At 56.5% G+C, this 23,129-nt stretch carries 27 protein-coding genes; 16 read left to right on the top strand and 11 right to left on the bottom strand.

Going from position 1 to position 23,129, the window contains the following annotated elements; translation table 11 throughout:
* The first annotated feature begins 17 nt into the window (after positions 1–17).
* Genes IEX10_RS17795 through mdoH form a run of 3 tightly spaced genes read left to right on the top strand, consistent with a single transcriptional unit; the run spans position 18 to position 4,613 of the window.
* On the top strand, positions 18–1,217 hold the full coding sequence (locus IEX10_RS17795) for an OpgC family protein (RefSeq protein WP_188678438.1): 1,200 nt from the start codon (positions 18–20) through the stop codon (positions 1,215–1,217).
* Positions 1,204–2,727, top strand: a complete 1,524-nt coding sequence (locus tag IEX10_RS17790) for an OpgD/OpgG family glucan biosynthesis protein (RefSeq protein ID WP_188678436.1) — start codon at positions 1,204–1,206, stop codon at positions 2,725–2,727. The genes IEX10_RS17795 and IEX10_RS17790 overlap by 14 nt, the downstream gene beginning before the upstream one ends.
* On the top strand, positions 2,727–4,613 hold the full coding sequence (gene mdoH, locus IEX10_RS17785) for a glucans biosynthesis glucosyltransferase MdoH (RefSeq protein WP_188678434.1): 1,887 nt from the start codon (positions 2,727–2,729) through the stop codon (positions 4,611–4,613). Before IEX10_RS17790 ends, mdoH begins: the two co-directional genes overlap by 1 nt.
* Positions 4,614–4,622: 9 nt before the next feature.
* Here mdoH and IEX10_RS17780 read toward each other — a convergent pair whose 3' ends face one another.
* From IEX10_RS17780 to ispH, 7 genes are all read right to left on the bottom strand, one after another.
* Positions 4,623–5,489: a CE1 family esterase gene (locus IEX10_RS17780; RefSeq protein ID WP_188678432.1), complete on the bottom strand. Its 867-nt coding sequence runs from the start codon at positions 5,487–5,489 to the stop codon at positions 4,623–4,625.
* Positions 5,486–5,947, bottom strand: a complete 462-nt coding sequence (locus tag IEX10_RS17775) for a rhodanese-like domain-containing protein (protein WP_188678430.1) — start codon at positions 5,945–5,947, stop codon at positions 5,486–5,488. Before IEX10_RS17775 ends, IEX10_RS17780 begins: the two co-directional genes overlap by 4 nt.
* A 275-nt stretch (positions 5,948–6,222) precedes the next feature.
* Positions 6,223–6,846: a trimeric intracellular cation channel family protein gene (locus IEX10_RS17770; protein ID WP_188678428.1), complete on the bottom strand. Its 624-nt coding sequence runs from the start codon at positions 6,844–6,846 to the stop codon at positions 6,223–6,225.
* Entirely contained in the window at positions 6,843–7,319 is a 477-nt protein-coding gene (gene rnhA, locus IEX10_RS17765) for a ribonuclease HI (protein ID WP_188678426.1), read from the bottom strand. The genes IEX10_RS17770 and rnhA overlap by 4 nt, the downstream gene beginning before the upstream one ends.
* Positions 7,312–7,899, bottom strand: coding sequence for a class I SAM-dependent DNA methyltransferase (locus IEX10_RS17760; protein WP_188678424.1), 588 nt, complete (start codon positions 7,897–7,899; stop codon positions 7,312–7,314). Before IEX10_RS17760 ends, rnhA begins: the two co-directional genes overlap by 8 nt.
* A 72-nt stretch (positions 7,900–7,971) precedes the next feature.
* Positions 7,972–8,415: a DUF3429 domain-containing protein gene (locus IEX10_RS17755; RefSeq protein ID WP_188678422.1), complete on the bottom strand. Its 444-nt coding sequence runs from the start codon at positions 8,413–8,415 to the stop codon at positions 7,972–7,974.
* Positions 8,415–9,368, bottom strand: coding sequence for a 4-hydroxy-3-methylbut-2-enyl diphosphate reductase (ispH, locus tag IEX10_RS17750; RefSeq protein WP_188678421.1), 954 nt, complete (start codon positions 9,366–9,368; stop codon positions 8,415–8,417). Before ispH ends, IEX10_RS17755 begins: the two co-directional genes overlap by 1 nt.
* A gap of 317 nt (positions 9,369–9,685) precedes the next feature.
* Here ispH and IEX10_RS17745 point away from each other — a divergent pair, with 317 nt between their 5' ends.
* On the top strand, positions 9,686–10,603 hold the full coding sequence (locus IEX10_RS17745; protein WP_188678419.1) for a response regulator transcription factor: 918 nt from the start codon (positions 9,686–9,688) through the stop codon (positions 10,601–10,603).
* A 27-nt stretch (positions 10,604–10,630) separates the two neighbouring features.
* Here IEX10_RS17745 and IEX10_RS17740 read toward each other — a convergent pair whose 3' ends face one another.
* The 3 genes from IEX10_RS17740 to IEX10_RS17730 all read right to left on the bottom strand — a co-directional run bounded on the left by IEX10_RS17740 (position 10,631) and on the right by IEX10_RS17730 (position 12,807).
* Positions 10,631–11,683 (bottom strand): fatty acid desaturase, encoded by a 1,053-nt coding sequence (locus IEX10_RS17740; protein WP_188678417.1) that lies wholly within the window; start codon positions 11,681–11,683, stop codon positions 10,631–10,633.
* A gap of 105 nt (positions 11,684–11,788) precedes the next feature.
* Complete coding sequence (locus IEX10_RS17735) at positions 11,789–12,142, bottom strand: MmcQ/YjbR family DNA-binding protein (RefSeq protein ID WP_188678415.1); 354 nt, start codon at positions 12,140–12,142, stop codon at positions 11,789–11,791.
* An 86-nt stretch (positions 12,143–12,228) separates the two neighbouring features.
* A complete protein-coding gene (locus IEX10_RS17730) occupies positions 12,229–12,807 on the bottom strand; it encodes a LabA-like NYN domain-containing protein (RefSeq protein ID WP_188678413.1) in 579 nt (192 codons plus the stop codon).
* 95 nt (positions 12,808–12,902) lie between these two features.
* On the opposite strand from IEX10_RS17730, the gene folK reads away from it, so the two are divergent.
* The 12 genes from folK to IEX10_RS17670 all read left to right on the top strand — a co-directional run bounded on the left by folK (position 12,903) and on the right by IEX10_RS17670 (position 22,401).
* Entirely contained in the window at positions 12,903–13,520 is a 618-nt protein-coding gene (folK, locus tag IEX10_RS17725; RefSeq protein ID WP_229678622.1) for a 2-amino-4-hydroxy-6-hydroxymethyldihydropteridine diphosphokinase, read from the top strand.
* 86 nt (positions 13,521–13,606) lie between these two features.
* Complete coding sequence (rpoZ, locus tag IEX10_RS17720; protein WP_188678411.1) at positions 13,607–13,957, top strand: DNA-directed RNA polymerase subunit omega; 351 nt, start codon at positions 13,607–13,609, stop codon at positions 13,955–13,957.
* 36 nt (positions 13,958–13,993) lie between these two features.
* Positions 13,994–16,117 (top strand): RelA/SpoT family protein, encoded by a 2,124-nt coding sequence (locus IEX10_RS17715; protein WP_188678567.1) that lies wholly within the window; start codon positions 13,994–13,996, stop codon positions 16,115–16,117.
* Between the two features lie 69 nt (positions 16,118–16,186).
* Positions 16,187–16,822 carry a DUF2062 domain-containing protein gene (locus IEX10_RS17710; protein ID WP_188678409.1) on the top strand — a complete coding sequence of 212 codons (636 nt, stop codon included), beginning with the start codon at positions 16,187–16,189 and terminating at the stop codon, positions 16,820–16,822.
* A gap of 21 nt (positions 16,823–16,843) precedes the next feature.
* On the top strand, positions 16,844–17,596 hold the full coding sequence (locus IEX10_RS17705) for a pyridoxine 5'-phosphate synthase (RefSeq protein ID WP_188678407.1): 753 nt from the start codon (positions 16,844–16,846) through the stop codon (positions 17,594–17,596).
* Between the two features lie 22 nt (positions 17,597–17,618).
* The gene (gene acpS / locus IEX10_RS17700) at positions 17,619–18,020 is read left to right on the top strand and encodes a holo-ACP synthase (protein WP_188678405.1); all 402 of its coding nucleotides are present in this window, start codon (positions 17,619–17,621) and stop codon (positions 18,018–18,020) included.
* A 50-nt stretch (positions 18,021–18,070) separates the two neighbouring features.
* Positions 18,071–18,877, top strand: a complete 807-nt coding sequence (gene lepB / locus IEX10_RS17695) for a signal peptidase I (RefSeq protein ID WP_188678403.1) — start codon at positions 18,071–18,073, stop codon at positions 18,875–18,877.
* Positions 18,874–19,563, top strand: a complete 690-nt coding sequence (gene rnc / locus IEX10_RS17690) for a ribonuclease III (RefSeq protein ID WP_188678401.1) — start codon at positions 18,874–18,876, stop codon at positions 19,561–19,563. Before lepB ends, rnc begins: the two co-directional genes overlap by 4 nt.
* Positions 19,556–20,470 (top strand): GTPase Era, encoded by a 915-nt coding sequence (era, locus tag IEX10_RS17685; protein WP_188678399.1) that lies wholly within the window; start codon positions 19,556–19,558, stop codon positions 20,468–20,470. Before rnc ends, era begins: the two co-directional genes overlap by 8 nt.
* Before the next feature lie 3 nt (positions 20,471–20,473).
* Positions 20,474–20,803 carry a DUF1491 family protein gene (locus IEX10_RS17680; RefSeq protein WP_188678397.1) on the top strand — a complete coding sequence of 110 codons (330 nt, stop codon included), beginning with the start codon at positions 20,474–20,476 and terminating at the stop codon, positions 20,801–20,803.
* A 295-nt stretch (positions 20,804–21,098) separates the two neighbouring features.
* Entirely contained in the window at positions 21,099–21,554 is a 456-nt protein-coding gene (locus IEX10_RS17675; RefSeq protein WP_188678395.1) for a methylated-DNA--[protein]-cysteine S-methyltransferase, read from the top strand.
* Between the two features lie 10 nt (positions 21,555–21,564).
* Positions 21,565–22,401, top strand: a complete 837-nt coding sequence (locus IEX10_RS17670) for an EamA family transporter (protein ID WP_188678393.1) — start codon at positions 21,565–21,567, stop codon at positions 22,399–22,401.
* A gap of 13 nt (positions 22,402–22,414) precedes the next feature.
* Here IEX10_RS17670 and IEX10_RS17665 read toward each other — a convergent pair whose 3' ends face one another.
* Positions 22,415–23,107 (bottom strand): CDP-alcohol phosphatidyltransferase family protein, encoded by a 693-nt coding sequence (locus tag IEX10_RS17665; protein ID WP_188678391.1) that lies wholly within the window; start codon positions 23,105–23,107, stop codon positions 22,415–22,417.
* Positions 23,108–23,129: the final 22 nt, after the last annotated feature.

Here is a 23,129-nt window from a genome sequence, read left to right as displayed (position 1 = left end):
CGAGCGGAGCGAAACCCATGCGTGATGTACGGCTCGATTTCTTTCGCGGGCTGGCGATGTTCATCATCTTGTTCGCGCATACGCCAGGAAATGTGTTCACCAACTGGATACCGGCTCGGTTCGGGTTTTCCGACGCGACTGAAATGTTTGTGTTCTGCTCCGGTATGGCGAGTGCGATTGCCTTTGGGGCAACGTTTGATCGCGCAGGTTGGCTGTTGGGGACGGCGCGTGTCGTGTTTCGCATCTGGCAAATCTACTGGGCGCATGTTTGCCTGTTTTTTGCGACCGCAGCCTTGATGGTCTACTTTACCAACCTTGACCTCACAACGCGCAATTATTGGGGAAATTTGAACCTTTGGATGCTATTCGTTGAATCCGAGATGTGGGAAAACCCGTCAATCCTGCTGAGCTTTATGACGCTGGGATGGGTGCCCAACCTGTTTGATATCCTGCCTATGTATATGGTCGTACTGGCAATGATGCCGGTGTTTATCGTTCTGGCACGCATCCACTTTGGTCTGCTCGTTGCAGTGTCTGTTTCGGTGTGGGTGTTGGGACAACGGGCGCTGACAGAATATCTGGGCATTCCATATCTTAACTTTATGGCAGAGCCGTGGGTGGGCGACGACAACTGGCAGCGGCGCTGGTTCTTGAACCCCTTTGGCTGGCAGGTCCTGTTCTTCACCGGATTTGCATTCATGCGCGGTTGGTTGCCCAAACCACCTGTATCTTGGTGGCTGATCGGGTTGGCGGCTTTGGTGGTTCTTGCAAATGTGCCGTTCTCGGACATTGGTGTGCGTGAGCTCGGTGTTGAAGGTGCGCGGGAATGGCGGGCCGATCACCCGCAATGGTTCTCAAAAACGGATTTCGGTATTTTGCGCTACGGCCAGTTTCTGGGGCTTGCCTATCTTGGGTGGGTGATTGCCGGTGACAAAGGCGACAGGCTGCGCGGCGGGGACACTGCACTGGGGCGCATTTGGTCGCGTATCCTGGCGATTTTCCTCAAAGTTGGGCAGCAATCCTTGGCCGTTTTCGTCGTTTCCATTGTGGTCGGGCGCATGAACGGTGTGATCATGGATTTGATCGGGCGCGACCTGTGGATCGTCGTCACGGTCAACCTGTTCGGTATGCTGTTGTTGGTGATCACCGCTTATGTTGCGGGATGGATGAAGTCCCAGCCTTGGAAAACAGGAAGGGCCGCTTATGCTGCGTCGTGAGTTCATTGCGGGCCTTGCAGCGCTTGCAGCGTCCCCCGTGTTGGCCCAAGACGCACCACCAAAGGGGCTTCAGCTTGGGGCAGGTGTGGCGTTTAAAGCTGATAATGTGATTGATCTGGCCCGCAACCTTAGCAAACAAGCCTATAAAGCTCCGGCCAGCGTGCCCGAGGAATGGACGCAGATCAGTTATGAGGATTATCAATCCATCTGGTTTGACAATCGTAATGCGCTTTGGAACAACCAAGAAGACGTACCCCTGCGCTTGGATGTTTTCGCGCCCGGACTGTATTTTCCCCACCCTGTAGAAATATCAATTGTCGAGAACGGTGTCGCAGCGCCTTTGTTGTTTGACATGGAGATGTTCGGAACAACGGACAAGTTTCCCGAACTGCCGGTTGGTGACAGTCTCGGGTACTCCGGTCTACGTTTGCGCGCTGAACTGCAACGTGCGGGCATCTACGAAGAGTTCGCTGTGTTTCAAGGTGCCAGTTATTTTCGCGCCATTGGTAATGGTAATATTTACGGCTTGTCTGCCCGTGCGCTTGCCATTGATACGGCCCAAGAACGTGGTGAGGAGTTCCCCGTTTTTCGCGCTTTTTGGCTGGAAAAACCTAACGCTAAGGGCAAGGCATTCGTCGTGCATGCGCTGTTGGATAGCCCCAGTTGTACGGGGGCTTACCGGTTTGAAATCACTCCGGGCGAGGCGCTGGTGATGGACATCGAAGCGCGTCTTTTCCCGCGCGAGGATATGGAGCATCTGGGGGTCGCCCCCCTGACATCGATGTTTCAATACGATCAGACCAACCGGCACAAGTTTACCGACTTCCGCCCTGCCGTACACGATTCTGACGGGTTGTTGATCGTCAATGGCGCGGGGGAGACACTGTGGCGGCCGCTGGCTAATCCGGCGCATCTGCAAATAAGCTCTTTCATTGATAACAACCCCACGGGGTTCGGTCTTATGCAACGTGCGCAGGAATATCGGGACTTTGCCGATCTCGAAGCGCTGTATCATCGCCGTCCGGGTGTCTGGGTTGAGCCCAAAGGGGACTGGGGCGCGGGTGCTGTGACCTTGGTAGAAATTCCGACCCCTTCGGAAGTATTCGACAATATCGTCTGCTTTTGGACACCAAAGGAGATCTGGCGTGCTGGCTCGGACCATGCGCTCAGCTATCGCCTGACGTGGAGCCAAGACAACATGTATGGCAACGGGTTGGCCGTGCGGAACACCATGATTGGGTCTGCCTTTGAAAACCGGGGAATTATTGTCGTAATTGATTTTGATGCCGGTGCGAAGATGCCTACCGATTTCAGCGCGATCTCCCATCCGATCCAAGCCAGCGCTGGCAAGGTTTCAAGCGGTGTATTGCAGCGCAATCCAGAAACGGGCGGCCCGCGACTGGCGTTCAAATTTGAACCAGACGGTGCCAAAACGATCGAGTTCAGAACGCAACTGCTTGTTGATGATACCCCGCTGAGCGAAATCTGGCTGTATCGGTGGACCGTTTGATGGACTATGGCGCGATTCATATGCCGCCGCGGGCGCCGTTGGAGATGCCTGCGCAGACCTTTGCAGCGCATGGGCCGCCGCGGGCCATGTTGACCGCGCCAAAGCTGCGTGATCTGGCGTGGCGGTTGTCAGCGTTTATTCCAACGATTGCATTGACCGTCACGCTGTGTGTTTTGATGTTTAATTTCTTCGCATCGGGCGGCATTACCTTGATCGAAGCGGTTGTAAGCGGCTTGTTGGCGCTCACGTTTCTGAACCTTGCGTTTTCAGTGAACAACGCCTGTTTGGGGGCCATACGTGTGGCGATGCGGCCTGTCCTACCGTCCAGCCCAAACCTGAGGTCCTTGCCCCGTAACGTCGCCTTGCTCATACCGATCTTCAATGAGGCTCCTTGCGATGTGTTTGGCAACGCGGCGGCGATGTTGAAGGACTTGGACGATAAAACCGGCTTGGACAAATTTACCCTCTTTGTTCTGAGCGACACCCAAGACCCCGCAATTGCCGCTCAGGAAGAACAAGCCTTGGCGATCCTGCGCGCCAGTTTTTCGTCTAAAGACATCGTGTTTTACCGCCGACGCGTCCGGAATACGGACAAGAAGGTCGGAAACATAACTGACTGGATCGAAAACTGGGGCGGCGCCTATGATGCGATGGTGGTGCTGGATGCCGATAGCCTGATGAGCGGGGCAGCGATCCGCCAGTTGACACAAGCGTTGGCGGATGATCCCGATGCCGGTTTGATCCAAAGCCGCCCCGTTCTGATCGGTGCGCAGACCCTGTTTAGCCGCGTGAACCAGTTCTCGAATTTTGTCTACGGCGGAGTCATCGCCGAAGGGCTGAATGCGTGGTCGCAAGATGAAGGCAACTATTGGGGCCACAACGCCATCATCCGCACGCGCGCCTTTGCCCAAAGTGCACGATTGCCCCATCTGCGCAACGCAGTAGGGGCCAAACGTCTGGTTCTTAGCCATGATTTCGTTGAGGCAGGCATGTTGCGTAGGGCTGGTTGGAGTGTGCGTTTTCTGCCGCGTCTTGATGGCAGTTTTGAAGAAACACCGCAGACCTTGATTGATTATACGCTGCGCGACCGTCGCTGGTGTCTTGGCAATATGCAGCATTTGCTGCTGCTGGCCGCGCGGGGGTTCCATGTCATTTCGCGCTTTCATTTGCTTCAGGGCGCGCTGGCGTTCTTGATGTGTCCGGCGTGGCTGGCCGTGCTGGTCTTTTGGTCTTTTCTTGGATTGTCTCCGGTTGCACCAAAGGCCTATTTCTCGCCGGATGCGCCGCTCGCTCCTGTTTGGCCTGAACAAGAAATGAGCGCGGCTTTGGTCTATTTGTTGTTTGTGTACGGCATGTTGGTATTCCCCAAAATTCTGGGCGCGATTATCTTTAGCCTACGCGCTGACACGCGGGCTGCATACCGGTCACGCACCACGTTTTTGGGATCGGTCCTGTTCGAGTTCTTCCTGTCGGTTCTTTACGCACCGATCACGATGGTTCAGACAACGATTGCGACGGTTTACGCCGTGCTGGGCAAATCCGCAGCGTGGTCGCCGCAAAATCGGGGCAGCGGCGGGTATACTTGGAAACAAACATTCCGGTTCCATTGGGTCGAAACGGTCTGCGGTTTTATCGTGTGTACGGCGGTGTTCTACGGTCACGCATCAGTGCTGATCCTGCCACTTGCGATCAGTTTGCTTGGCGCTGTTCCCTTGTCGCGTCTCAGCGCGATGCACGTCGAAAAACTGTCCCTGCGTGCTTTGCGAATGGATACCCCGCACACGTTGATAGAGCCGATAATCGTGTCGCGCGCACGCGCAGAGCGGGCATGGATCAAATCCGCTGTCATGGCCACCGCGCAAGCCGAAGGTATCGCCGCAGAGTAGTGCGCAGATTTAGTTTTGCGCGGGACTGTCCAGACCTTCGTACCAATCCAGAACCAGATCGCTCCAACCGGCCGGAATACGATGACCACCGGGAAAAAGTGCGAATTGAAGCGCGGAACCTGCGGCGCAGCTGTCCCAGATGCGCCGCATAAACGGACCTTCGGTAAAGAAACGGTTGGGTTGCAGGCGCTGACACGCGTTGGTATCGCGCCAGATCGTCATGGCATGGAAAATATCGCCCTGAACCAAGCTGTTGGGATCATCAATGCCATCCCCCCGCAGAATGCGTCCTTCAAGGGGGACCGTTCCGTCGCTCCAACCGTGGGTGTGCATCATCTGCACCGGCCCCACGCAACTTTCGGGATGCGGGCGCCAAAAATTGCCAGCTAGGGGCGCATAGGCGTCAAACGTGCCAGGTGCAGCACAGGCCAGATAGGCCGTCATTGATCCTCCAACGGAAAACCCGACCAACAGAATGCGATCAGGGTCCACATTATGGCGGGAGATTAGATCATCGCGCACATCTGTCAGAAATGCGATTTCGTCACGGGCTTGGTTACGTTTAGGGTGAAACGACCAGATACCACCCTGCCGCCCTTGCCACGGCAGCCCGGATGGGGCTGCAAACACATAACCGCGATCGACAAACTGCTTTACCAATGCGGTGTTGCGCATTGCACCGCGACCGGATCCGCCCGCACCATGCAGATAGACAACCGCTGGTGGCTTTTTGCGGCTGTTCACGAGCGGTTGTGCGATGTGATAATCCCCGTTCTCCAACACGCAGGGCGACGTTGCAGAGCACGCCACGGCTACATTTGGAACCGTCGTCACAAGCGGACCGGCGAGGGCAAAAACAAGAGCGAGCGCCCTCATGGTTGTCCGCTCCAGCCTACGACCGGCAGGCCCGCGGCGATCCAGCCCGGTCCGGCACGAGAGCCGGACATGCCTTCGGGCACGTCTATGATGTTGGTCACTCCTGCGTCTTCAAGTGTATCAAAAATCCGCCGCGACCGCACGCCGCCTGCGCAAATGAGGGCGATAGGTACCGACGGATCGGTGGCAGCGATACGCACCGCTTCGATGAAATCCTCTCGGCGCATATCAATAGGTATCGCGCCCTGTGCAATACCTGTCGCACGCCATTCTTCAGGACGCCGTATATCAATAAGAATGATCTGCCCGTCGCGTAAGGCTGCATACGCTTGCGTGGTGGTTAGTGAATTTGAGGATGCAACCAGCTGGCTTTGCAGCAACTTGATACTTGCAACGCCCACGACACCGGCTGTGGTGGTTGTCAGACCTAGCAAAAAGTAACGTCTAGAAAGTCTCATAGCAGAATCATACGATCCATCGCTGCAGCCGTAAAGCGATTGCAGTTCACAAGTGGCTTGGTGCCAGATCAACAATGGCAGGGAACTGTACCTCCGAAATATCTACAAACGCAGATGGCACTGCCCGGGAAATTCCGGACCGCGCTGCGACGCTACCGCACTCTTATTAAAGCACGATTTAAATCTCAGAGCGTTCGTGAAAGCGCTTGATACGAAGGATATACCCCTCCGGCGGGAGTATTTGGAGAACTTTGAAATCGTCCTTGGGTTGACGCTTATTGCTTGGGGGGGCGGCTTTTGTAGACGGGCAGGCGCCAGCCGAAGGCTATGGAACCGGCGCGTAGGATGAGGGTTACGGCTGTACAGGCGGCGAGGGGCGCGAGGGTGTGGTCGGTCACTCCGGCGGTCAGCAGCGCTGCGACTGCGCCAGCGAAGGCGGCGGTGACGTAGAGTTCGCCTTGCTTCAGGGCCAGTGGTACTTCGTTTGCGACCACATCGCGCATCAGGCCACCCATTGTGCCAGTGACTGCGCCCATCAGGGCGACGATGATCGGTGACTGGCCGGTGGCAAGCGCGACACCGGCGCCTGCGGCGACAGCCACAGACAGGGCCAGCGCGTCGAGCCAGAGGATCACGCGCAGGCGGCTTTCGAAAAGGTGAGCCGTTACAAAGACGAGGGCCGCAGCGGCGCAGGCAATCAGGATGTAGCGGGGGTCGTCAATCCAGAAGATCGGGTTCTGGTAGAGGAGCAGGTCGCGGATGGTGCCGCCGCCCACTGCTGTAAGGCTCGCCAGAAAGGCGAAGCCAATGATATCAAGCTGGGCGCGGCTGGCGGTCAGTGCGCCAGTCAGGGCAAAGACAAACACAGCCGCAAAATCGAGGGCGTCGAGCGGGCTCATTTCGATTTTGCAGGCTTTTTGGCAGGTTTGAAGGGTTCCATTCCTTGCCGCGCAAGTTCATCCGCACGTTCGTTTTCGGCGTGGCCGGCGTGGCCCTTGATCCACTTCCACGTGATGGAGTGCCGCTGTGTGGCCGCGTCGAGCGCCTTCCACAGTTCCTCGTTTTTCACTGGTTTTTTGGCGGCGGTTTTCCAGCCGTTTTTCTTCCAGCCGAAGATCCACTTGGTGATCCCGTCTTTGACGTAGTTGCTGTCAGTCACAAGGGTGATGGTGCTGGGCTTTTCCAGCGCCTCCAGCGCGTTGATTGCGGCCAGAAGCTCCATGCGGTTGTTGGTGGTTTCCGGTTCGCCGCCGTTCAGTTCGCGGGTTTTCAGAACGGTATCGCCGTCGCGGGCGATCAGCATCGCGCCCCAGCCTCCAGGACCGGGGTTTCCAGAGCAGGCACCGTCTGTATAGGCAAAGAGTTCAGGCATGGGCGGTCACAATTATCCACGGGGAGGTTTCACCGGACAACCCTGTATCAGAGCCGCTGTCAGAGGCAATGGGCGTAAAGCCGGCATCACGCAAAATACGGTCCAGTTCGTCAGGTTCGAAATAGGTGTACTGCCGTCCGATTGCATCCCTGCTGGTGCCGGTTCCGGTTTTAACGCCGATGACAAAGACACCCTGCGGTTTGAGCGCGGTGTGGATGGCGGACAAGTGGCGCGGGATATCGGCGCGCGGGGCGTGAAGTAGGGAGAAGCTGGCCCAGACACCATCGTAAATGGCGGTTTCGTTGACATCATCAAAGGTGCCAAGCGTGATGTTCAGCCCGTAGCGTTCAGCGCCGAGTTCGACCATCTTCGGGCTGGCATCAATCGCTGTAACGCCAAATCCGGCGTCGCGCAGTGTTGCGGCCGCGTTGCCCGGACCACAGCCCAGATCTAGAACCGTGCCACCTTGGGGCAGGGCATCCATAAAGGCACGCAGGTGGCGGGAAGGGGTGTCTGAAGTGACGAGTTTGGCGTATTCGCCCGCCTTGGCGTCATATACGTCTATGGTTTTGCGATCCATCGGCGATCCTCCTGCAGTCGGGCATTTGTGTCATGGAACCCGTGCTGAAATCAATTGGCGCGGGACAGCCCGTCAAATGCTGAGCCGTGTGACAGTCAGGCAGGCGATAATTACAAGCGTTGTTGGAATGCGCAACGTTAACCACCAGCGCGGCGCGAGGCGGGAGTGCTGGAAGGAGGTGTCTATCGTCAACAGGGCGGGAAAGCCGAACATCAAAGCCTCTAACTTGTCCGCGTCGGTTCCGACCACTGCGAAGAAGACATAAAGGACGGGGATTGCGCCGGTGATATAGGCGTAAGATGCCTGACCCTTGGCGGAGTGCGACGCAAATCCCCAAAGAATGCCGGTTAGAAAGGACAGCACGATGATGCCGAAATGGATGATGGATTCGACACTGCTGTACGGGAAGGGCGTGAAAACCGTATCGGTGGCCGCCCCGATTGCTGCTACAACAAAGGGGGCGGTGCCAAGGGTTGCCAGCGCCAGCGGAGTGCGTGGCGGCAGGGCCAGCGCCATCAGGCGGCAGTGTCGCGCAGGACGCGGGGGACTTTGAAGCTGACGTTTTCGACGGCAGTTTCGACCACCTCGCTTGTGACGTCATAGCGGTCCTTAAAGGCGTCGATCACCTCGTTAATAAGGACTTCAGGGGCAGAGGCACCTGCGGTGATGCCAACGGATGTGATCCCGTCGAGCGCACGCCAGTCGATGTCAGCGGCCCGTTGCACCAGTTGGGAATAACTGCATCCGGCGGTTTTGCCCACTTCGACCAACCGCTTGGAATTGGAAGAGTTTGGCGCGCCGATTACCAGCAGGGCGTCTATCTTGGGGGCGACCGCCTTCACCGCTTCCTGACGGTTGGTGGTGGCGTAGCAAATATCTTCTTTGTGGGGGCCGACAATTGCAGGGAACCGCGCCCTCAGCGCCTCTACGATTTCAATTGTGTCGTCCACAGACAGGGTTGTCTGGGTAATATAAGCCAGTTGTTCAGGATCGCGCGGCGAAAGTTTGGCCACATCGGCGGGGGTTTCCACCAACAGAACCTCGCCTTTGGGTAGCTGGCCCATTGTGCCGATGGTTTCGGGGTGGCCGTCATGGCCGATCATGACCATTTGCAGCCCGTTCTGGTGGTGGCGTTCCGCTTCGATGTGGACCTTGCTGACCAGCGGGCAGGTGGCATCGACAAAGACCATCTCGCGGGCCTCTGCTGCGGCAGGTACCGATTTTGGCACGCCATGAGCCGAGAAGATCACCGGTCGGTCGTCGGGGCACTCGGCCAGCTCCTCGACAAAGACCGCGCCTTTGTCGCGCAGCCCGTCCACCACGTATTTATTGTGAACGATTTCATGGCGCACGTAGACAGGCGCGCCCCATTTTTCCAACGCCATTTCGACGATTTTGATGGCACGGTCTACGCCAGCGCAAAATCCGCGAGGTGCAGCGAGGTATAGGTTCAGGGGTAGTTTTGTCATGGCTCTGGCTTGTGATTGGATGCGTCCCTTATCTAGGTGAAACCGTGCCCTTGGTCGAGCCTGACAGCGGTTTTAATTGTAGCGCTAGTGGGATGTTGCCGCTTTGCGCGCCAGATTCGGGCCGCTCCACCGATTGACTGTGGCAAAATTGTGTCAAAATTGGGCGAAAAGTGGCCGAATATTTTAACCTGTGCGTGTATTCGCCCGTCAGATGGTATCCAGAAATTGTAAGGGGTCTTTCGTTAAATTGTTTTTGGTTCGCCGGTTCCGGAGAATATGCGCTCCGGTGCGCGGCTCTGTGACATCAAGGTGGGCTGATGAAGATACTGGTTGTGGATGATGATCCCGAGATCATCGAAATTCTGGCGGCGTTTCTCGTACATGCGGGGTATGAAGACTTTGCAACTGCTGGGTCCGGCGCAGAGGCGCTGGCGCTGTTAGACAAGGTTACGGTCCCGTTTGACTGCTTTATCCTCGACATACAAATGCCGCAGATGAATGGCACGGAACTGCTGAAGAAACTGCGCGAGATGCCGCAATATAAGACAGCACCGGTGCTGAAGCTCACTGCGATGGGGGATGTTAAAAACATTCAAGGGGCTTTCGCGGCAGGTGCGCTTGATTACATCACCAAGCCGTTCGAGTTCTACGAGGTAGAGACACGCCTGCACGCGGCAGAGACCCGTCTTGCGAGCTTGCGCAACCTGCGCAATGATCCAGCGGCTGGCCTGCCTAATATGGAACGCGCACTGGTGGCTGCGGTGGATAGGGCCGGTCGCGCCACTTCGGGCAGCAACAGCCTGATCCCGAAAGATGCGTTTGAGAATTTCCTCTACCAGTTGAAGAGAAACCATCCCGAACGGTTGAATATTCTGGCGCTGAAGGTGAAGAACCTTCCAAGCTTGTACATGCGGCTTAGTCAGGAGGGGTTTCAGTATTACCTGACGCAGATGATTAAGGTTCTGGAAAAAACCGTGAAAGAGGAAGGGTTCCTGTTTACCTATCACGGGGATGGCGCGTTTCTGGTGCAAAACACCAGTTCCACGCCCGCGCAGGTGGCGCTGCTTTGTAACAGGTTCAGCAAGGCAATAGCGCGGATGGATGAGGCGTTTATTTCGGTTGATTACGTCAAAAGCCGGATCGCCTTTGGCCACTCCAGCCACGAATGCCCGCCAGAGGCATTTCAACCGGTACAGATGCTGGAAACGGCTTTGTCCCAAGCGCAGGCCGCATGATGGCAGCGGCCTGATGCTGGTCTCTGTTTAAGCGGGGCGCTGGGCCGCGATAAGTTTGTTGGCATGAGCAAATGACAACAGGCGGCGCTGGTCTTCGTCCCAGAGATGCAAACGCGCGCAATGAAAGCTCTCGGCCAGTGTGATGATCTGGATATGAGCCAGTCTAGTGTGGTCGCTGAGGACTTCAGGCAGGCGATAGAACGGGATGCGGCAGTTCAGGTGGTGCACATGATGCACGCCGATATAGGCAGTGAGCCAGTTCAAAAACGCAGGTAGCTTATAATAGGAACTGCCGTGGAACGCGGCGTCTTGGATGTTCCAGGCTTCATCCCGGTCCCAATGGGTTTCCTCAAACTGGTGCTGGACGTAAAACAGCCAAACGCCAGCGGCAGCGGCGGTCATGACAGTTGGCGCAAAGACCAGCAGCAATGGCCAGATCCCGCCGAAATAAGCGATCAGCCCCAACATCAGCGCCAGCACCGCATTGGTGCCCATCGCAGAAATCCAGTAAATGCGTCCTGCCGTCATCAAGCCGATCGGCAAACGGTTTTGCAAAACGAACAGATAGACCGGGCCCAAGCCGAATAGCACAAACGGAGAGCGGTACAGCCGGTAGCCAAACTTCTGCCAGCGGTTCAGCTCGGCGTATTCAGCAACGGTTTTAGTGTGTACATCGCCCATGCCACGGTGATCGAGATTGCCAGAGGTGCTGTGGTGGTGGGAATGGGATTTGCGCCAGACCGCATAGGGTGTCAGCGTCAGCACGCCAAGGCAGCGTCCGATCCAGTTAGAGGCTTTCGAGTTCTTAACAAAGGCGCCGTGGCCACAATCGTGCTGGATTGCGAACAACCGGACCAGAAACCCGCCGTTTACGATTGCGATCAGCACTGACAATACGGCGCTGTGCGGAATCATCCACCACGCCAGCGCCCATAGGCCGACAAAAGGCAAGAGGCTGGCGGCAAGCTCGTAAACGGCGCGTCGGGTATTTGGTTTGCGGTATTGCGCAAGGCTAAGGGCCCAGTCGCGTGCGGATTTTTCGGAAGTCTGGAGTGCATCCGCCCGTTGGGGGTTGTCCATGAAGCAGGGGTTCCTTGCCTGATCTGTATTCGTCTTTGCGCACGGGTTTAGGCTACGGGGTTCCCTTAAGCAACCTGCCTTAGGGGCAAACGCGGGACAAACCGCCTATAAACCGAGTTCGTTACGCTTCTTTTTGGTCAACTTTGCCACGACCATGTCATAGCTTTCCCGCAGATGCGCCTGAAGTTCGTCATCGGACAAACCTGGTTCATCGTATTGTTGCAGCCACTTCAACCCGCGGGACGCGAGGTAGGGGGCAGGACGGATGCCCGGTTGATCAGAGAGAACCTCAAATGCGATGGGCCGCGCTTTGAAGGTAAAAGCGTCCCTGCCGTCATTCCAGCCACAGAGTGCAAAGACCTTGCCGCCAACTTTCCAGACATCTGAATTGCCCCATTGAACGACGTGGCTGGTCTGGGGGAGAGCGGCGCAAAAGGTGTTGAAGTCTTCGCGGTTCATTTGGTCAATTTCATATCCGCTACAGTTCGGGAAAATCGATTTCGGGTTGTCCGCAGAAAAAAGGCGCCCGCAGGCGCCTTTAATTATTAGTTTTCCGTCTCGTATTCAGGCTCGCTCCGCTGGTCTTCGCCTTCGGGGCGCGGTGGCCGTCCGATAACGTCCCGCAGCTCGTCCAGTTCGATAAAGTTATCGGCCTGACGGCGCAGATCGTCCGAGATCATTGGTGGCTGGCTGCGAATGGTGGAGACAACAGAAACCCGAACGCCATTGCGTTGCAGGGATTCAATCATCGGGCGGTAGTCGCCGTCGCCGGAGAACAACACAATGTGATCCACATGCGGAGCCAGCTCCATCGCATCGACGCAAAGTTCGATGTCCATGTTACCTTTCACCTTACGGCGACCCATGCTGTCGGTGTATTCCTTGGCCGGTTTCGTCACCATGTTGAAACCGTTATAGTTCAGCCAGTCCACCAGCGGGCGGATCGGAGAGTATTCGTCACTTTCCAAAAGAGCTGTATAGTAGAATGCACGCAGAAGCTTACCCCGACGCATGAATTCCGATCGGAGTAGTTTGTAGTCTATGTCAAAGCCAAGGGCTTTGGCCGCTGCATAGAGATTTGAGCCGTCAATGAACAATGCCAGACGCTCGTCGCGATAGAACATAATTGATCCTTCCAAAATGTCTGTTCAGCCAGTGCGGTGTCGGTTATTGGCGTGTTGTGATCCGGCTGAAACTCCGCAGAAAATAGGTTCTAATTTTGCTACTGCAACAACAAAATGCCCGAGAAGATCTTACAAAGTGCTTAATTGCTTTGGGTTCGAACCTGTCAAACGAAATTGGCGCTTCAGTAAAAATAGTAGAAGCTGCAATTGATGACTTGTCAAGTATCGGCCTATTTGTGGTTGAAACCAGCAGGTTTTTTCGCACGCCTGCTTTCCCCGCCGGAACAGGTCCGGATTTTGTAAATGCGGTTGTTTATTGCGAAACCGCGCTTTCTGCAGAAGTGGTTTTGGAGCAGCTACATAAGGTTGAGGAGCGCATCGGCCGTACCCGCGAAAAACGCTGGGAAGCGCGGGTGATTGACTTGGATCTGATTGATTATGACGGCCAGATAATGCCCGACATTGCGACATTTTCACAATGGCGCGATTTACCTCTGAAATTGCAGTTGAAGCGCGCTCCGGAGCAAATTATCCTGCCACACCCCCGAATCCAGGACCGACTCTTCGTACTGATTCCCTTGCGTGATGTTGCTTCAAACTGGCGCCATCCGGTGCTTGAATGCACTGTCGACGAAATGATCGCGGCCTTTAATGCAGAAGACCTTGCGGAAATAGTGCCTTACAGCGAAGGCGGCGCTGTCGGTCAGGGGTAAACTCCTGCCGCATAGCCCTTGCAATCCTGCATGAAAGCGGCTATTTGCGCACTCTTGATATCCCCAAAACGCCGGAGTTTTCCAATATGGCACGTGTTACAGTTGAAGATTGCGTAGATAAAGTCGCGAACCGTTTCGAGTTGGTCCTGCTGGCTGCACATCGGGCGCGTGAGATTTCGACTGGTGGTGAAATCACCGTGCCGCGTGATAACGACAAAAATCCGGTTGTTGCCCTGCGCGAAATCGCCGAGGAAACATTGACAGCAGAACAGCTTCGTGAAGCTGCGATCGAAAGCTACCAGACACAGATCGAAGTCGACGAGCCGGAAGAAGATCAAATGGCACTGTTGATGGGGACAGAGCAGGATAAGCCGGATGATGATATGTCCGAAGAAAACCTGTTGCGCGCGCTGATGGAAGCGCAAGAAATGAAATAAGGCTGAATGGGGCCTTCTGTTCAAACCAATACTGAAATGGTGCCTGCTCAGGTCCTTGTGGATCTGGTCAGGACGTATAATCCCAATTGCAACGTGGAGCGTATCGAGGCGGCCTATGAATATGGCAAGCTGATGCACACGGGGCAAACCCGTCATTCCGGCGAGCCGTATTTTACCCACCCGATAGCAGTTGCGATGATTCTGGCCGAACAGCGGCTGGACGATGACACGATCATTACCGCCTTGCTGCATGACACGGTGGAAGACACGAAATCCACCTATCAGGCTGTTGAGAAACGCTTTGGCACGGAGGTCGCCCAACTGGTCGACGGTGTCACCAAGCTGACCAATCTGGAACTGTCGTCCAAGGACAACAAACAGGCCGAAAATTTCCGCAAACTGCTGCTCGCCATGTCCAAGGACGTGCGGGTGATCCTTGTGAAGCTGAGCGACCGTCTGCACAACATGCGCACGATCCGGCATATGGTCGGACCCAAACAGGAACGCAAAGCCCGCGAAACCATGGAAATCTATGCGCCTCTGGCCGGTCGCATGGGAATGCAATGGATGCGCGAGGAACTGGAAGACCTGTCGTTCCGCGTCCTCAATCCCGAAGCGCGCAATTCGATCATGCGCCGCTTCCTGACCCTGCGCAAGGAAACCGGCGATGTCACGCCCCAGATCACGCAGGACATTCGCGATCTGCTGAAGAAAGCCGGTGTGGAAGCCACGGTTCTTGGTCGTGAAAAGAAACCCTATTCTATCTGGCGCAAGATGGAGGAGAAGAAAGAAGGCTTTTCAAGGCTTTCTGATATTTTCGGGTTTCGCATCATTACCCAATCCGAAGACGATATTTATGCCGCCTTAGGGCTGGTCCACCGGCGCTGGCGGGCTGTTCCGGGGCGGTTCAAAGACTATGTCAGCCAACCGAAGTCCAACGGCTATCGCAGCATTCACACCACGGTATCAGGGCGCGATGGCAAGCGGGTAGAAATCCAGATCCGCACCCAACAGATGCACGAAGTCGCAGAATCCGGCGTTGCGGCTCACTGGTCCTATCGCAACGGCGAGCGGGCCGCGAACCCCTTTGCTGTCGACCCGTTCAAATGGCTCGAAGAATTGACGGAACATGTGGCCAACAACGACATGAACGAGGAATTCCTCGAACATGTGAAGCTGGATATGTTCGCGGATCAGGTGTTCTGTTTCTCTCCTAAGGGGGATGTGATCAAGTTGCCCCGCGGCGCCACGCCGATTGATTTTGCCTATGCGATCCACACCCGAATTGGCTCTGCCTGTGTCGGGGCTAAGGTGGACGGACGGCGTGTGCCACTCTGGACGCGGCTGCGCAACGGTCAGTCGGTGGAAATTACCACCGCCGAGGGGCAGCGTCCGCAGTCCACATGGATGGACATTGCCGTAACGGGGCGGGCCAAATCCGCGATCCGCAAAGCCTTGCGCGAAGAACACCGCGACGGTTTTGTGCGGTTGGGACGTGAACTGGCGCGGGTTGCGCTGGAACGGGTCGGCAAGAAAGCCACGGATAAGGCGCTTGGCACGGCTGCGGCTCATATGGGGATCGGGTCAGCCGAAGAATTGCTGGCCAAGATTGGCAGTGCCGAGATGACCGGAACAGAACTGGTCGGGGTTCTCTATCCTGAATTGGTTCGTGTGGATGAACTCACCCAAGAAGAACCGGCGGAACGGATTATCGGGCTTGAACCGGGCCAATTCGCCCAGACCAGCGCCTGCTGCCAACCCCTGCCGGGGGAGCGGATTGTCGGCATCGCCACACGGGGCAGCGGCGTGCTGGTGCACCGGATCGATTGCGAGCGGTTGGTAGAGTACGAAGACTCGCTTGAACGCTGGATCGATTTGCGCTGGCTCGACGGCAAAAGAATGGCCGATCAGGAAGCGACCATCGAGGTCACGATGGCCAATGATGCGGGTGTTCTTGGCCGGATTTGCACCTTGATCGGAGAGCATAATTCCAACATCTCAAACCTTGAATTCACTGATCGTAAACAGGATTTTTACCGGATGACGATTGATATAGAGGTGCGGGATGTGGAACATTTGATCAACGTCCTCACAGCGGTCGAAGCTGATTCGGACGTCGCACAGGTGTTGCGCAAAAACCGAAATCGCCAGACAGAGTGATCTGCGGGTTCTGGCGCCACCGTATCAACAGCGCTACATGCAGTTCAACAAGATCAAAAGGCATCTCGGGTGTTCAAACGCAGAAAGCAAAGGACGTGGCTGCAAACCATTGCAGAGTTCTTCTATCCCAAGTCGGGTTGGAAGCGCGCTTTTGGCTATGTGAAACACCGGATCAAGCGGTTGCCAGATACGCCCCATAAAATCGCGCTCGGGATTGCCTGTGGTGCATTTGTGACGTTTACTCCGTTCTTCGGGCTTCATTTCTTTCTGGCAGCCGGACTGGCGTTTGTGTTGCGCGGCAATGTGCTTGCGGCATTGCTCGGGACGTTTGTCGGGAACCCGATCTCTTTTCCAATCATTGCAGCCACCAGCTACCGGTTGGGCTTGTGGATGCTTGGGGAAGATCACGAAGGCCGTGTCTGGCATCGGGTAAAGCACGGGGTTGTCCAAACTTGGGGCACAATTTTGGACAATACCAAGGCCTTGTTCGGTTATCCGCCAAGTCCGTGGCACGGGGTGACATCGTTCTTTTATGATGTGTTCTGGCCCTATCTGGTGGGCGGGATTGTTCCGGGGTTGATCTGCGCGCTGGTTCTGTATTTTGTGTCCAAGCCGATGATCTCGGCTTATCAGCACCGGCGTAAAGGTGCGTTACTGAAAAAGTTTCACGACCTGCGGGCCAAGCGCCAGCAGAAGGCGGATTAAGCAGACTGGAAGGAATGGCGGATGGCGACGGGCAAATTGCGACTGGGTGTGAACATAGATCACGTGGCAACGGTTCGGAATGCACGGGGGGGCGATACGCCTGATCCGCTGCGCGCGGCCCTTTTGGCGGAACAGGCCGGTGCGGACGGGATCACCGCCCATCTGCGCGAAGACCGCCGCCATATTACGGATCCCGACATTGAGGCGCTTGTAGAGGGGCTGACGGTGCCGTTGAACTTTGAAATGGCCGCCACGGACGAAATGCTGGCGATTGCCCTGCGCCACACGCCCCATGCCGTTTGTATCGTTCCCGAAAAACGCGAGGAGCGCACAACCGAGGGCGGTCTGGAAGTGGCGCGGGAACAGAACAAACTCGCCCATTTCATCGCGCCATTGCGGGACGCGGGCTGTCGGGTTTCCATCTTTATCGCAGCTGACAAGCCCCAGATTGAAGCGGCAGCACGGATCGGTGCGCCGGTGATTGAATTGCACACAGGGGCGTACTGTGATGCCCACGCAGAAGGCCGGTTTGAAGAGCGGGACGCCGAATTTGCCCGCCTGCGGGATATGGCAGCTTTTGCGGCGGATCTGGGGCTAGAGGTCCACGCGGGCCACGGGCTGACCTATGACACGGTAAAGCCGATCGCCGCCTTGCCGGAGGTGCAAGAACTGAACATCGGCCACTTCCTGATCGGGGAAGCTATTTTCACAGGGTTGGAAACAGCGATTCTGCGGATGCGCGTCCTGATGGACGAGGCGCGGTCAGGGATATGACGCGTTTGTCAGGTTGCTTTCAATGATTTTGGGTATCGGAACCGATCTGGCCAACATCGACCGGATTGCAGGCACACTGGAGCGCTTTGGCGATCGGTTTCGCAATCGTGTCTTTACCGATGTTGAACAGGCCAAGGCAGAGCGTCGCCGCGATACGGTTGGTACCTATGCCAAACGCTGGGCCGCGAAAGAGGCCTGTTCCAAGGCGCTCGGCACTGGATTGCGGATGGGCATCGCGTGGAAGGATATGTCCGTGCGCAACATGCGGACCGGGCAGCCGGTGATGGAACTGACCGGATGGGCGGCCAAACGGCTCGATGAACTTACACCACCCGGCCACCGTGCGGTGGTGCATGTTTCACTGACAGATGACCATCCGTGGGCGCAGGCCTTTGTGGTGATAGAGGCTACACCAGTTGACTAAACCCCTTTGACAGGCCATGTAGCCAGCATATTTGAACACAGGCGGCGGCAATGGCAGAAAAAAGCGAAAAATCAGGCGGAATCGCAGAGACTTTCAAGACCATATTCTGGGCTTTGTTTCTGGCAGGCATTATCCGCACCATTCTGTTCCAGCCGTTCTGGATTCCTTCAGGCTCCATGAAATCTACCCTGCTGATCGGGGATTTTCTCTTCGTGAACAAATTCACCTACGGCTATAGCTGGGCGTCCTGTCCCAGTATCCGCGGTTTCAATTTCTGTGGCTTTGCAAAGGATTGGGACGGACGGCTGTTCGGTGGAGAGCCGGAGCAGGGTGATATCATCGTGTTCAAACACCCCGCCAGCGAAGCGGATTATATCAAACGTCTGATCGGCCTGCCGGGTGACAAGGTGCAGGTGGTGAACGGCCAACTGAACATCAACGGCGCGCCAGTCCCAATGGAGCCAGCGGGATCATTTGTCGAAACCTATGATTCTCAAGGTCCAATGGGCAACTTGCCTGCCTGTGGCAATGGCGCTGTGGGGATCGGGGCAGAATGTGTCAAAGAGCAATTCGTGGAAACCTTGCCAAATGGTGTTTCCCATCTGACCCTCAACATCGGGGATCGCGGCGGGGACAATACGCCTGTCTATACCGTTCCTGAAGGACATTATTTCTTTATGGGTGACAACCGCGACAATTCTACGGACAGCCGCTTCCGCCAACCCAATGGCGTGGGCTTTGTGCCGGAATCCTATCTGATCGGCCGCGCGGATCGTGTGATGTTCTCATCTGCGGGTAGCTCTATTCTGGCGTTCTGGACATGGCGCAGCGATCGTTTCTTCAAGGCGCTCCAGTGAAGCTGGCTGCCGAACTTCGTGACTTTAGTGCCCGTTTGGGGCATGAATTCGCAGACCCCGAGTATCTTATTCAGGCTGTAACCCATTCGTCTTTGTCCTCGGCCACGCGCCCGGACAACCAGAGGCTGGAGTTTCTGGGCGATCGGGTGCTTGGCCTTGTGATTGCCGAAGCACTGTCGGATCGTGATCCGGCAGCTTCTGAAGGGCAGATGGCGCCACGGTTCAACGCGCTGGTGCGTAAAGAAACCTGTGCGGATATCGCCCGTGAGTTGGATTTGGGGGCGGCGCTGAAAATGGGACGTTCCGAGATGATCTCGGGGGGGCGGCGCAAGCAGGCCATTCTGGCGGATGCGATGGAGGCAATTCTTGCCGCTGTCTACCGTGATGCCGGTTTTGAGGTGGCCCGCGCCCTGATCCTGCGCCTGTGGGACAGCCGGATAGACGCGGCCAAGGAAGACGCGCGGGACGCCAAGACAACCTTGCAGGAATGGGCGCAGGCCCGTGGGATGAAGCCGCCGCAATATGTAGAAGTGGGTCGCACCGGACCCGATCACGCGCCTAAGTTCGAGATCGAAGCCCAGTTGGACAACGGGCTGCGTGGACGGGGTGCCGCTGAAAGTAAACGCAATGCGCAACAGGCCGCCGCTAAGGCGGTTCTGACGCAGCTGGAGAATGAGAATGACTGAAACACGGGCCGGATTCGTGGCGCTGATCGGAGAGCCGAACGCGGGGAAATCCACGCTGATGAACCGGATTGTGGGGGCGAAAGTCTCTATCGTGACCCATAAGGTGCAGACCACACGGGCGCGCATTCGCGGTATCGCGATTGAGGATCAATCCCAGATCGTATTTGTCGACACCCCCGGTCTTTTCCGCACCCGCCGTAATCTTGACCGCGCTATGGTTGCTGCCGCTTGGGCAGGGGCAGGGGATGCGGATATCACCGTTCTTTTGGTCGAAGCCCACCGCGGCATGTCGCCCGGTGTGCGGATGATTCTGGAAGAGCTGGGCAACAAGGTTGGCAAGAACACCAAAGTTGCCCTTGCGATCAACAAGATCGACAAGGTGGAATCCGCGCGGTTGCTGGCGCTGACGCAGGAACTCTCCAATGCGTACCCGTTTGAGGAGGTCTTCATGATCTCGGCTGAAAAGGGTCACGGGGTGAAGGATCTGACGAAGTACCTGGCGCAAAACCTGCCGGAAAGCCCGTGGCTGTATCCCGAAGACCAGATTGCCGACGTGCCCCTGCGCATGATCGCGGCGGAAACCACCCGCGAAAAACTGATGCTGCGTCTGCATCAGGAACTGCCCTATTTCCTGACGGTGGAAACCGAGAATTGGGAGCAGAAGAAAGACGGTTCTGTGCGGATCGATCAGGTGATCTATGTGACCCGTGAAGGGCATAAGGGGATTGCGGTCGGGCCGAAGGGGGAAACCATCAAAGCGGTTTCCATGGCCTCGCGGCAAGAGTTGAAAGAACTGGTTGGCGCCGAGGTGCATCTGTTCCTTCAGGTCAAGGTTCGTCCGCGCTGGGAGACCGAGGCTGAACGTTTCACCGAAATGGGTCTGGATTTCAAAGACACGCGAGAGTGAACCGTGGTCCGTGTGACCGCCGAGTTCTGGGTTAAGGCCTATCTGCGGCGCCTTGCGCTGGCGGATATTGCGGCTTTTGTAACTGCGCGCGGGGATGCCACCGCAGGGGCGGTTCTGGTGAAACTGGCGCCCTTGGACGGGTCTGCAAAGCTTTATCAGCGATCTTATGATCTGGATGGAAATCGCGTCTGGGTCACGTTAGCCGAAGGGGCCGAACGGGACGTGGACGAAGCGGTGCGGCGCCAGCAGTCTTTTGATCCTGACATCTGGGTTGTTGAAGTAGAAGACCGCGCCGGACGGCACTTGTTGGATGAAGAGGGCCTGCGGGAATAACGTGGCGTTGCCATGAGCGTTCGCTGGGGTCGCGAGATCAATTCCTCTAAAATCTGAAAATCTTAGTGCGCTGATATTGCTGCGTTAAAAGGATGACCCTGCAAATTTGAAGCGTCTTATATGAAGCTTCATACAAGACGCGTGATACAAGACGCTTCATAAATGAAGCTTCGTTAATGCAGGGTGATCGACCAGAGTTTCATGGGAAACACCCCATCGCGATACGCTCTCAACGATACATCTGGCCTCCACATCCTGCTTGCCAAAGCACCGCAAAGCAGGGAACACTGCGCCCATGAATGCAGCCTATCTAAACACACCTGTCGGCACCCTGACCCTGATTGAACAGGATGACGCGATCACAGAACTGTTGTGGGACAAACGACAGGAAGGGCTGTGCACTGCTTTGCTTCAAGAAGGGCTCGACCAACTTGGCGCTTATTTCGAAGGCCGGCTTGATCGTTTCGACTTGCCGCTCGCCCCTGCGGGCACTGACTTCCAGCAGCAGGTTTACACACAGATGTCCGCGATCCCCAAGGGCGAAACGCGCACCTACGGGGATATCGCGACTGCGCTTGGTGTGCCTGCACAACCTGTCGGGCAGGCCTGCGGCTCCAACCCTATTCCGGTGATTATTCCCTGCCACCGCGTTGTTGGCACAGGGCATCTTGGAGGGTTCTCCGGCGCTGGCGGGGTGGAAACCAAAGTCAAACTGCTGCAAGGCGAAGGCGCCTATTCCCTGCTGATCTGAAAGGTCGCTCATGTCCGTCGCTGTCTTTGCCGCTGTCTTGTTCGCGGCCCTGCTTCACGCCAGTTGGAACGCCATTATCAAGTTCGGCGAGAACAAGTTTCAGGGCATGGTGCTGCTTTCCATCGCCCACGGGCTGATCGGGCTGGTGATGATCGCGGTCTTTCCGGCCCCCGCCCCAGAGGCATGGTGGCTTCTTGCCGGATCGGTGCTGTTTCATCTGATCTACAAGTCTTTCCTGACCATCGCCTATATGCGCGGAGACCTCAGCCGCGTGTACCCCATCGCCCGTGGCACAGCGCCGATGATTGTTCTGGGGGTCAGCCTGTTGATCTTACCCGACGTCGTCAGCGCTACGCAGATCGGGGGCATTCTGCTGGTTGGGCTTGGTATTGTTTTGATGGCGAAAGGGGTCTTCACACACGGGGAAGAACGCGCCCTTATCCCTTATGCGTTGATGGCGGCGGTTGGAACGGCGGGGTATTCGCTGTTTGATGGCATGGGCGCGCGCGCCTCCGGCCATGCATCGGGCTTTGTCGGGTGGCTGTTTTTCCTTGATGCGTTCCTGTTCACAATTGGCGGGCTTGCGATACGCGGTCGCGCGGTGTTGCCGCGCTCCCCAAGGGTTTGGGCGCTGGGAATGATTGCAGGACTGGCCTCGGTCGTGGCCTACTGGATCGCGGTCTGGGCAATGACGGTCGCCCCTATCGCGCTGGTCACGGCCCTACGAGAAGTCTCCGTCCTTTTTGCAGTCCTGATCGGGGTGCTGTTCTTCAAGGACAAGGCAGACACAGGCAAGTTGCTTGCGGCCCTTGTGATTGTTCTGGGTGTGATCGCGATCCGGTTTTGAATCGTCTAGGCGTTCAGGCTTTTTGCGGGAAGACCTGTTGCAGGATACCGGCAACCAGCAGGTAAATGCTGGTGGCTGCCAGTACCAGTATCACACCGGGTCCGGGGTGAAAGTCGACCCAAGCGGCCATAGCCGCCGCAGCGGTCCAGACCAGCGCCACAGGCAGGCTCAGCCAGCGCCACCGTTCGGTGCGTACGGGGTGAATGAACTTCAGCGGCGTGAACATGGTGATAGCGCAGGCCACCACCAGAAACAGCGTCACCCAGAAATTCGGCTCGGTGGCAAAGATCACCAGAATCAGCATATTCCACGTGGCCGGAAAGCCGGAAAAGCTGTTGTCCTTGGTCTTCATCCGCGTGTCCACCATATACAGCGCCGATGTGAAGGTGATCACGAGGATACAAATCCAGCCCGTCCAGTCCGGCAGCAACCCGCTTTGGAACAGCGCGAAGGCGGGAATGAAGATATAGGTCAGATAGTCGATAATCAGATCAAGGATCAAACCGTCATACTGCGGTGCATGGGTTTTCACATCGTACTTGCGCGCTAGAGGTCCGTCGATCCCGTCCACCACAAAGGCCACCACCAGCCACAGGAACATCAGGTCCCATTGTGACTGCGCCGCTGCCAGCATGGCAAGCATGGCAAACACCGCGCCGGTGGCTGTGAAAAGATGAACGGAGAGAGCTTTGATTTGATGTGTCATGGGCGGCTTCATATAGGTTTTT

This window comes from Neptunicoccus cionae (assembly GCF_014643735.1).
Classification (GTDB): domain Bacteria; phylum Pseudomonadota; class Alphaproteobacteria; order Rhodobacterales; family Rhodobacteraceae; genus Amylibacter; species Amylibacter cionae.
The sequence above is the reverse complement of the archived record's forward strand: the minus strand, read 5'-3'. Positions and strand labels throughout refer to the sequence as shown.

Bases quoted from the DNA above. Each gene is read 5' to 3' on its own strand.
- IEX10_RS17665 (WP_188678391.1), bottom strand. From the start codon at position 23,107: ATGACACATCAAATCAAAGCTCTCTCCGTTCATCTTTTCACAGCCACC.
- IEX10_RS17705 (WP_188678407.1), top strand. From the start codon at position 16,844: ATGGCGACGGGCAAATTGCGACTGGGTGTGAACATAGATCACGTGGCA.
- IEX10_RS17790 (WP_188678436.1), top strand. From the start codon at position 1,204: ATGCTGCGTCGTGAGTTCATTGCGGGCCTTGCAGCGCTTGCAGCGTCC.
- ispH (WP_188678421.1), bottom strand. From the start codon at position 9,368: ATGACAAAACTACCCCTGAACCTATACCTCGCTGCACCTCGCGGATTT.
- IEX10_RS17760 (WP_188678424.1), bottom strand. From the start codon at position 7,899: ATGGATCGCAAAACCATAGACGTATATGACGCCAAGGCGGGCGAATAC.
- IEX10_RS17740 (WP_188678417.1), bottom strand. From the start codon at position 11,683: ATGGACAACCCCCAACGGGCGGATGCACTCCAGACTTCCGAAAAATCC.
- rnhA (WP_188678426.1), bottom strand. From the start codon at position 7,319: ATGCCTGAACTCTTTGCCTATACAGACGGTGCCTGCTCTGGAAACCCC.
- IEX10_RS17730 (WP_188678413.1), bottom strand. From the start codon at position 12,807: ATGTTCTATCGCGACGAGCGTCTGGCATTGTTCATTGACGGCTCAAAT.
- IEX10_RS17770 (WP_188678428.1), bottom strand. From the start codon at position 6,846: ATGAGCCCGCTCGACGCCCTCGATTTTGCGGCTGTGTTTGTCTTTGCC.
- era (WP_188678399.1), top strand. From the start codon at position 19,556: ATGACTGAAACACGGGCCGGATTCGTGGCGCTGATCGGAGAGCCGAAC.
- IEX10_RS17755 (WP_188678422.1), bottom strand. From the start codon at position 8,415: ATGGCGCTGGCCCTGCCGCCACGCACTCCGCTGGCGCTGGCAACCCTT.
- rpoZ (WP_188678411.1), top strand. From the start codon at position 13,607: ATGGCACGTGTTACAGTTGAAGATTGCGTAGATAAAGTCGCGAACCGT.
- IEX10_RS17715 (WP_188678567.1), top strand. From the start codon at position 13,994: ATGGTGCCTGCTCAGGTCCTTGTGGATCTGGTCAGGACGTATAATCCC.
- mdoH (WP_188678434.1), top strand. From the start codon at position 2,727: ATGGACTATGGCGCGATTCATATGCCGCCGCGGGCGCCGTTGGAGATG.
- IEX10_RS17735 (WP_188678415.1), bottom strand. From the start codon at position 12,142: ATGAACCGCGAAGACTTCAACACCTTTTGCGCCGCTCTCCCCCAGACC.
- IEX10_RS17670 (WP_188678393.1), top strand. From the start codon at position 21,565: ATGTCCGTCGCTGTCTTTGCCGCTGTCTTGTTCGCGGCCCTGCTTCAC.
- IEX10_RS17775 (WP_188678430.1), bottom strand. From the start codon at position 5,947: ATGAGACTTTCTAGACGTTACTTTTTGCTAGGTCTGACAACCACCACA.
- IEX10_RS17745 (WP_188678419.1), top strand. From the start codon at position 9,686: ATGAAGATACTGGTTGTGGATGATGATCCCGAGATCATCGAAATTCTG.
- IEX10_RS17675 (WP_188678395.1), top strand. From the start codon at position 21,099: ATGAATGCAGCCTATCTAAACACACCTGTCGGCACCCTGACCCTGATT.
- IEX10_RS17795 (WP_188678438.1), top strand. From the start codon at position 18: ATGCGTGATGTACGGCTCGATTTCTTTCGCGGGCTGGCGATGTTCATC.
- IEX10_RS17780 (WP_188678432.1), bottom strand. From the start codon at position 5,489: ATGAGGGCGCTCGCTCTTGTTTTTGCCCTCGCCGGTCCGCTTGTGACG.
- acpS (WP_188678405.1), top strand. From the start codon at position 17,619: ATGATTTTGGGTATCGGAACCGATCTGGCCAACATCGACCGGATTGCA.
- lepB (WP_188678403.1), top strand. From the start codon at position 18,071: ATGGCAGAAAAAAGCGAAAAATCAGGCGGAATCGCAGAGACTTTCAAG.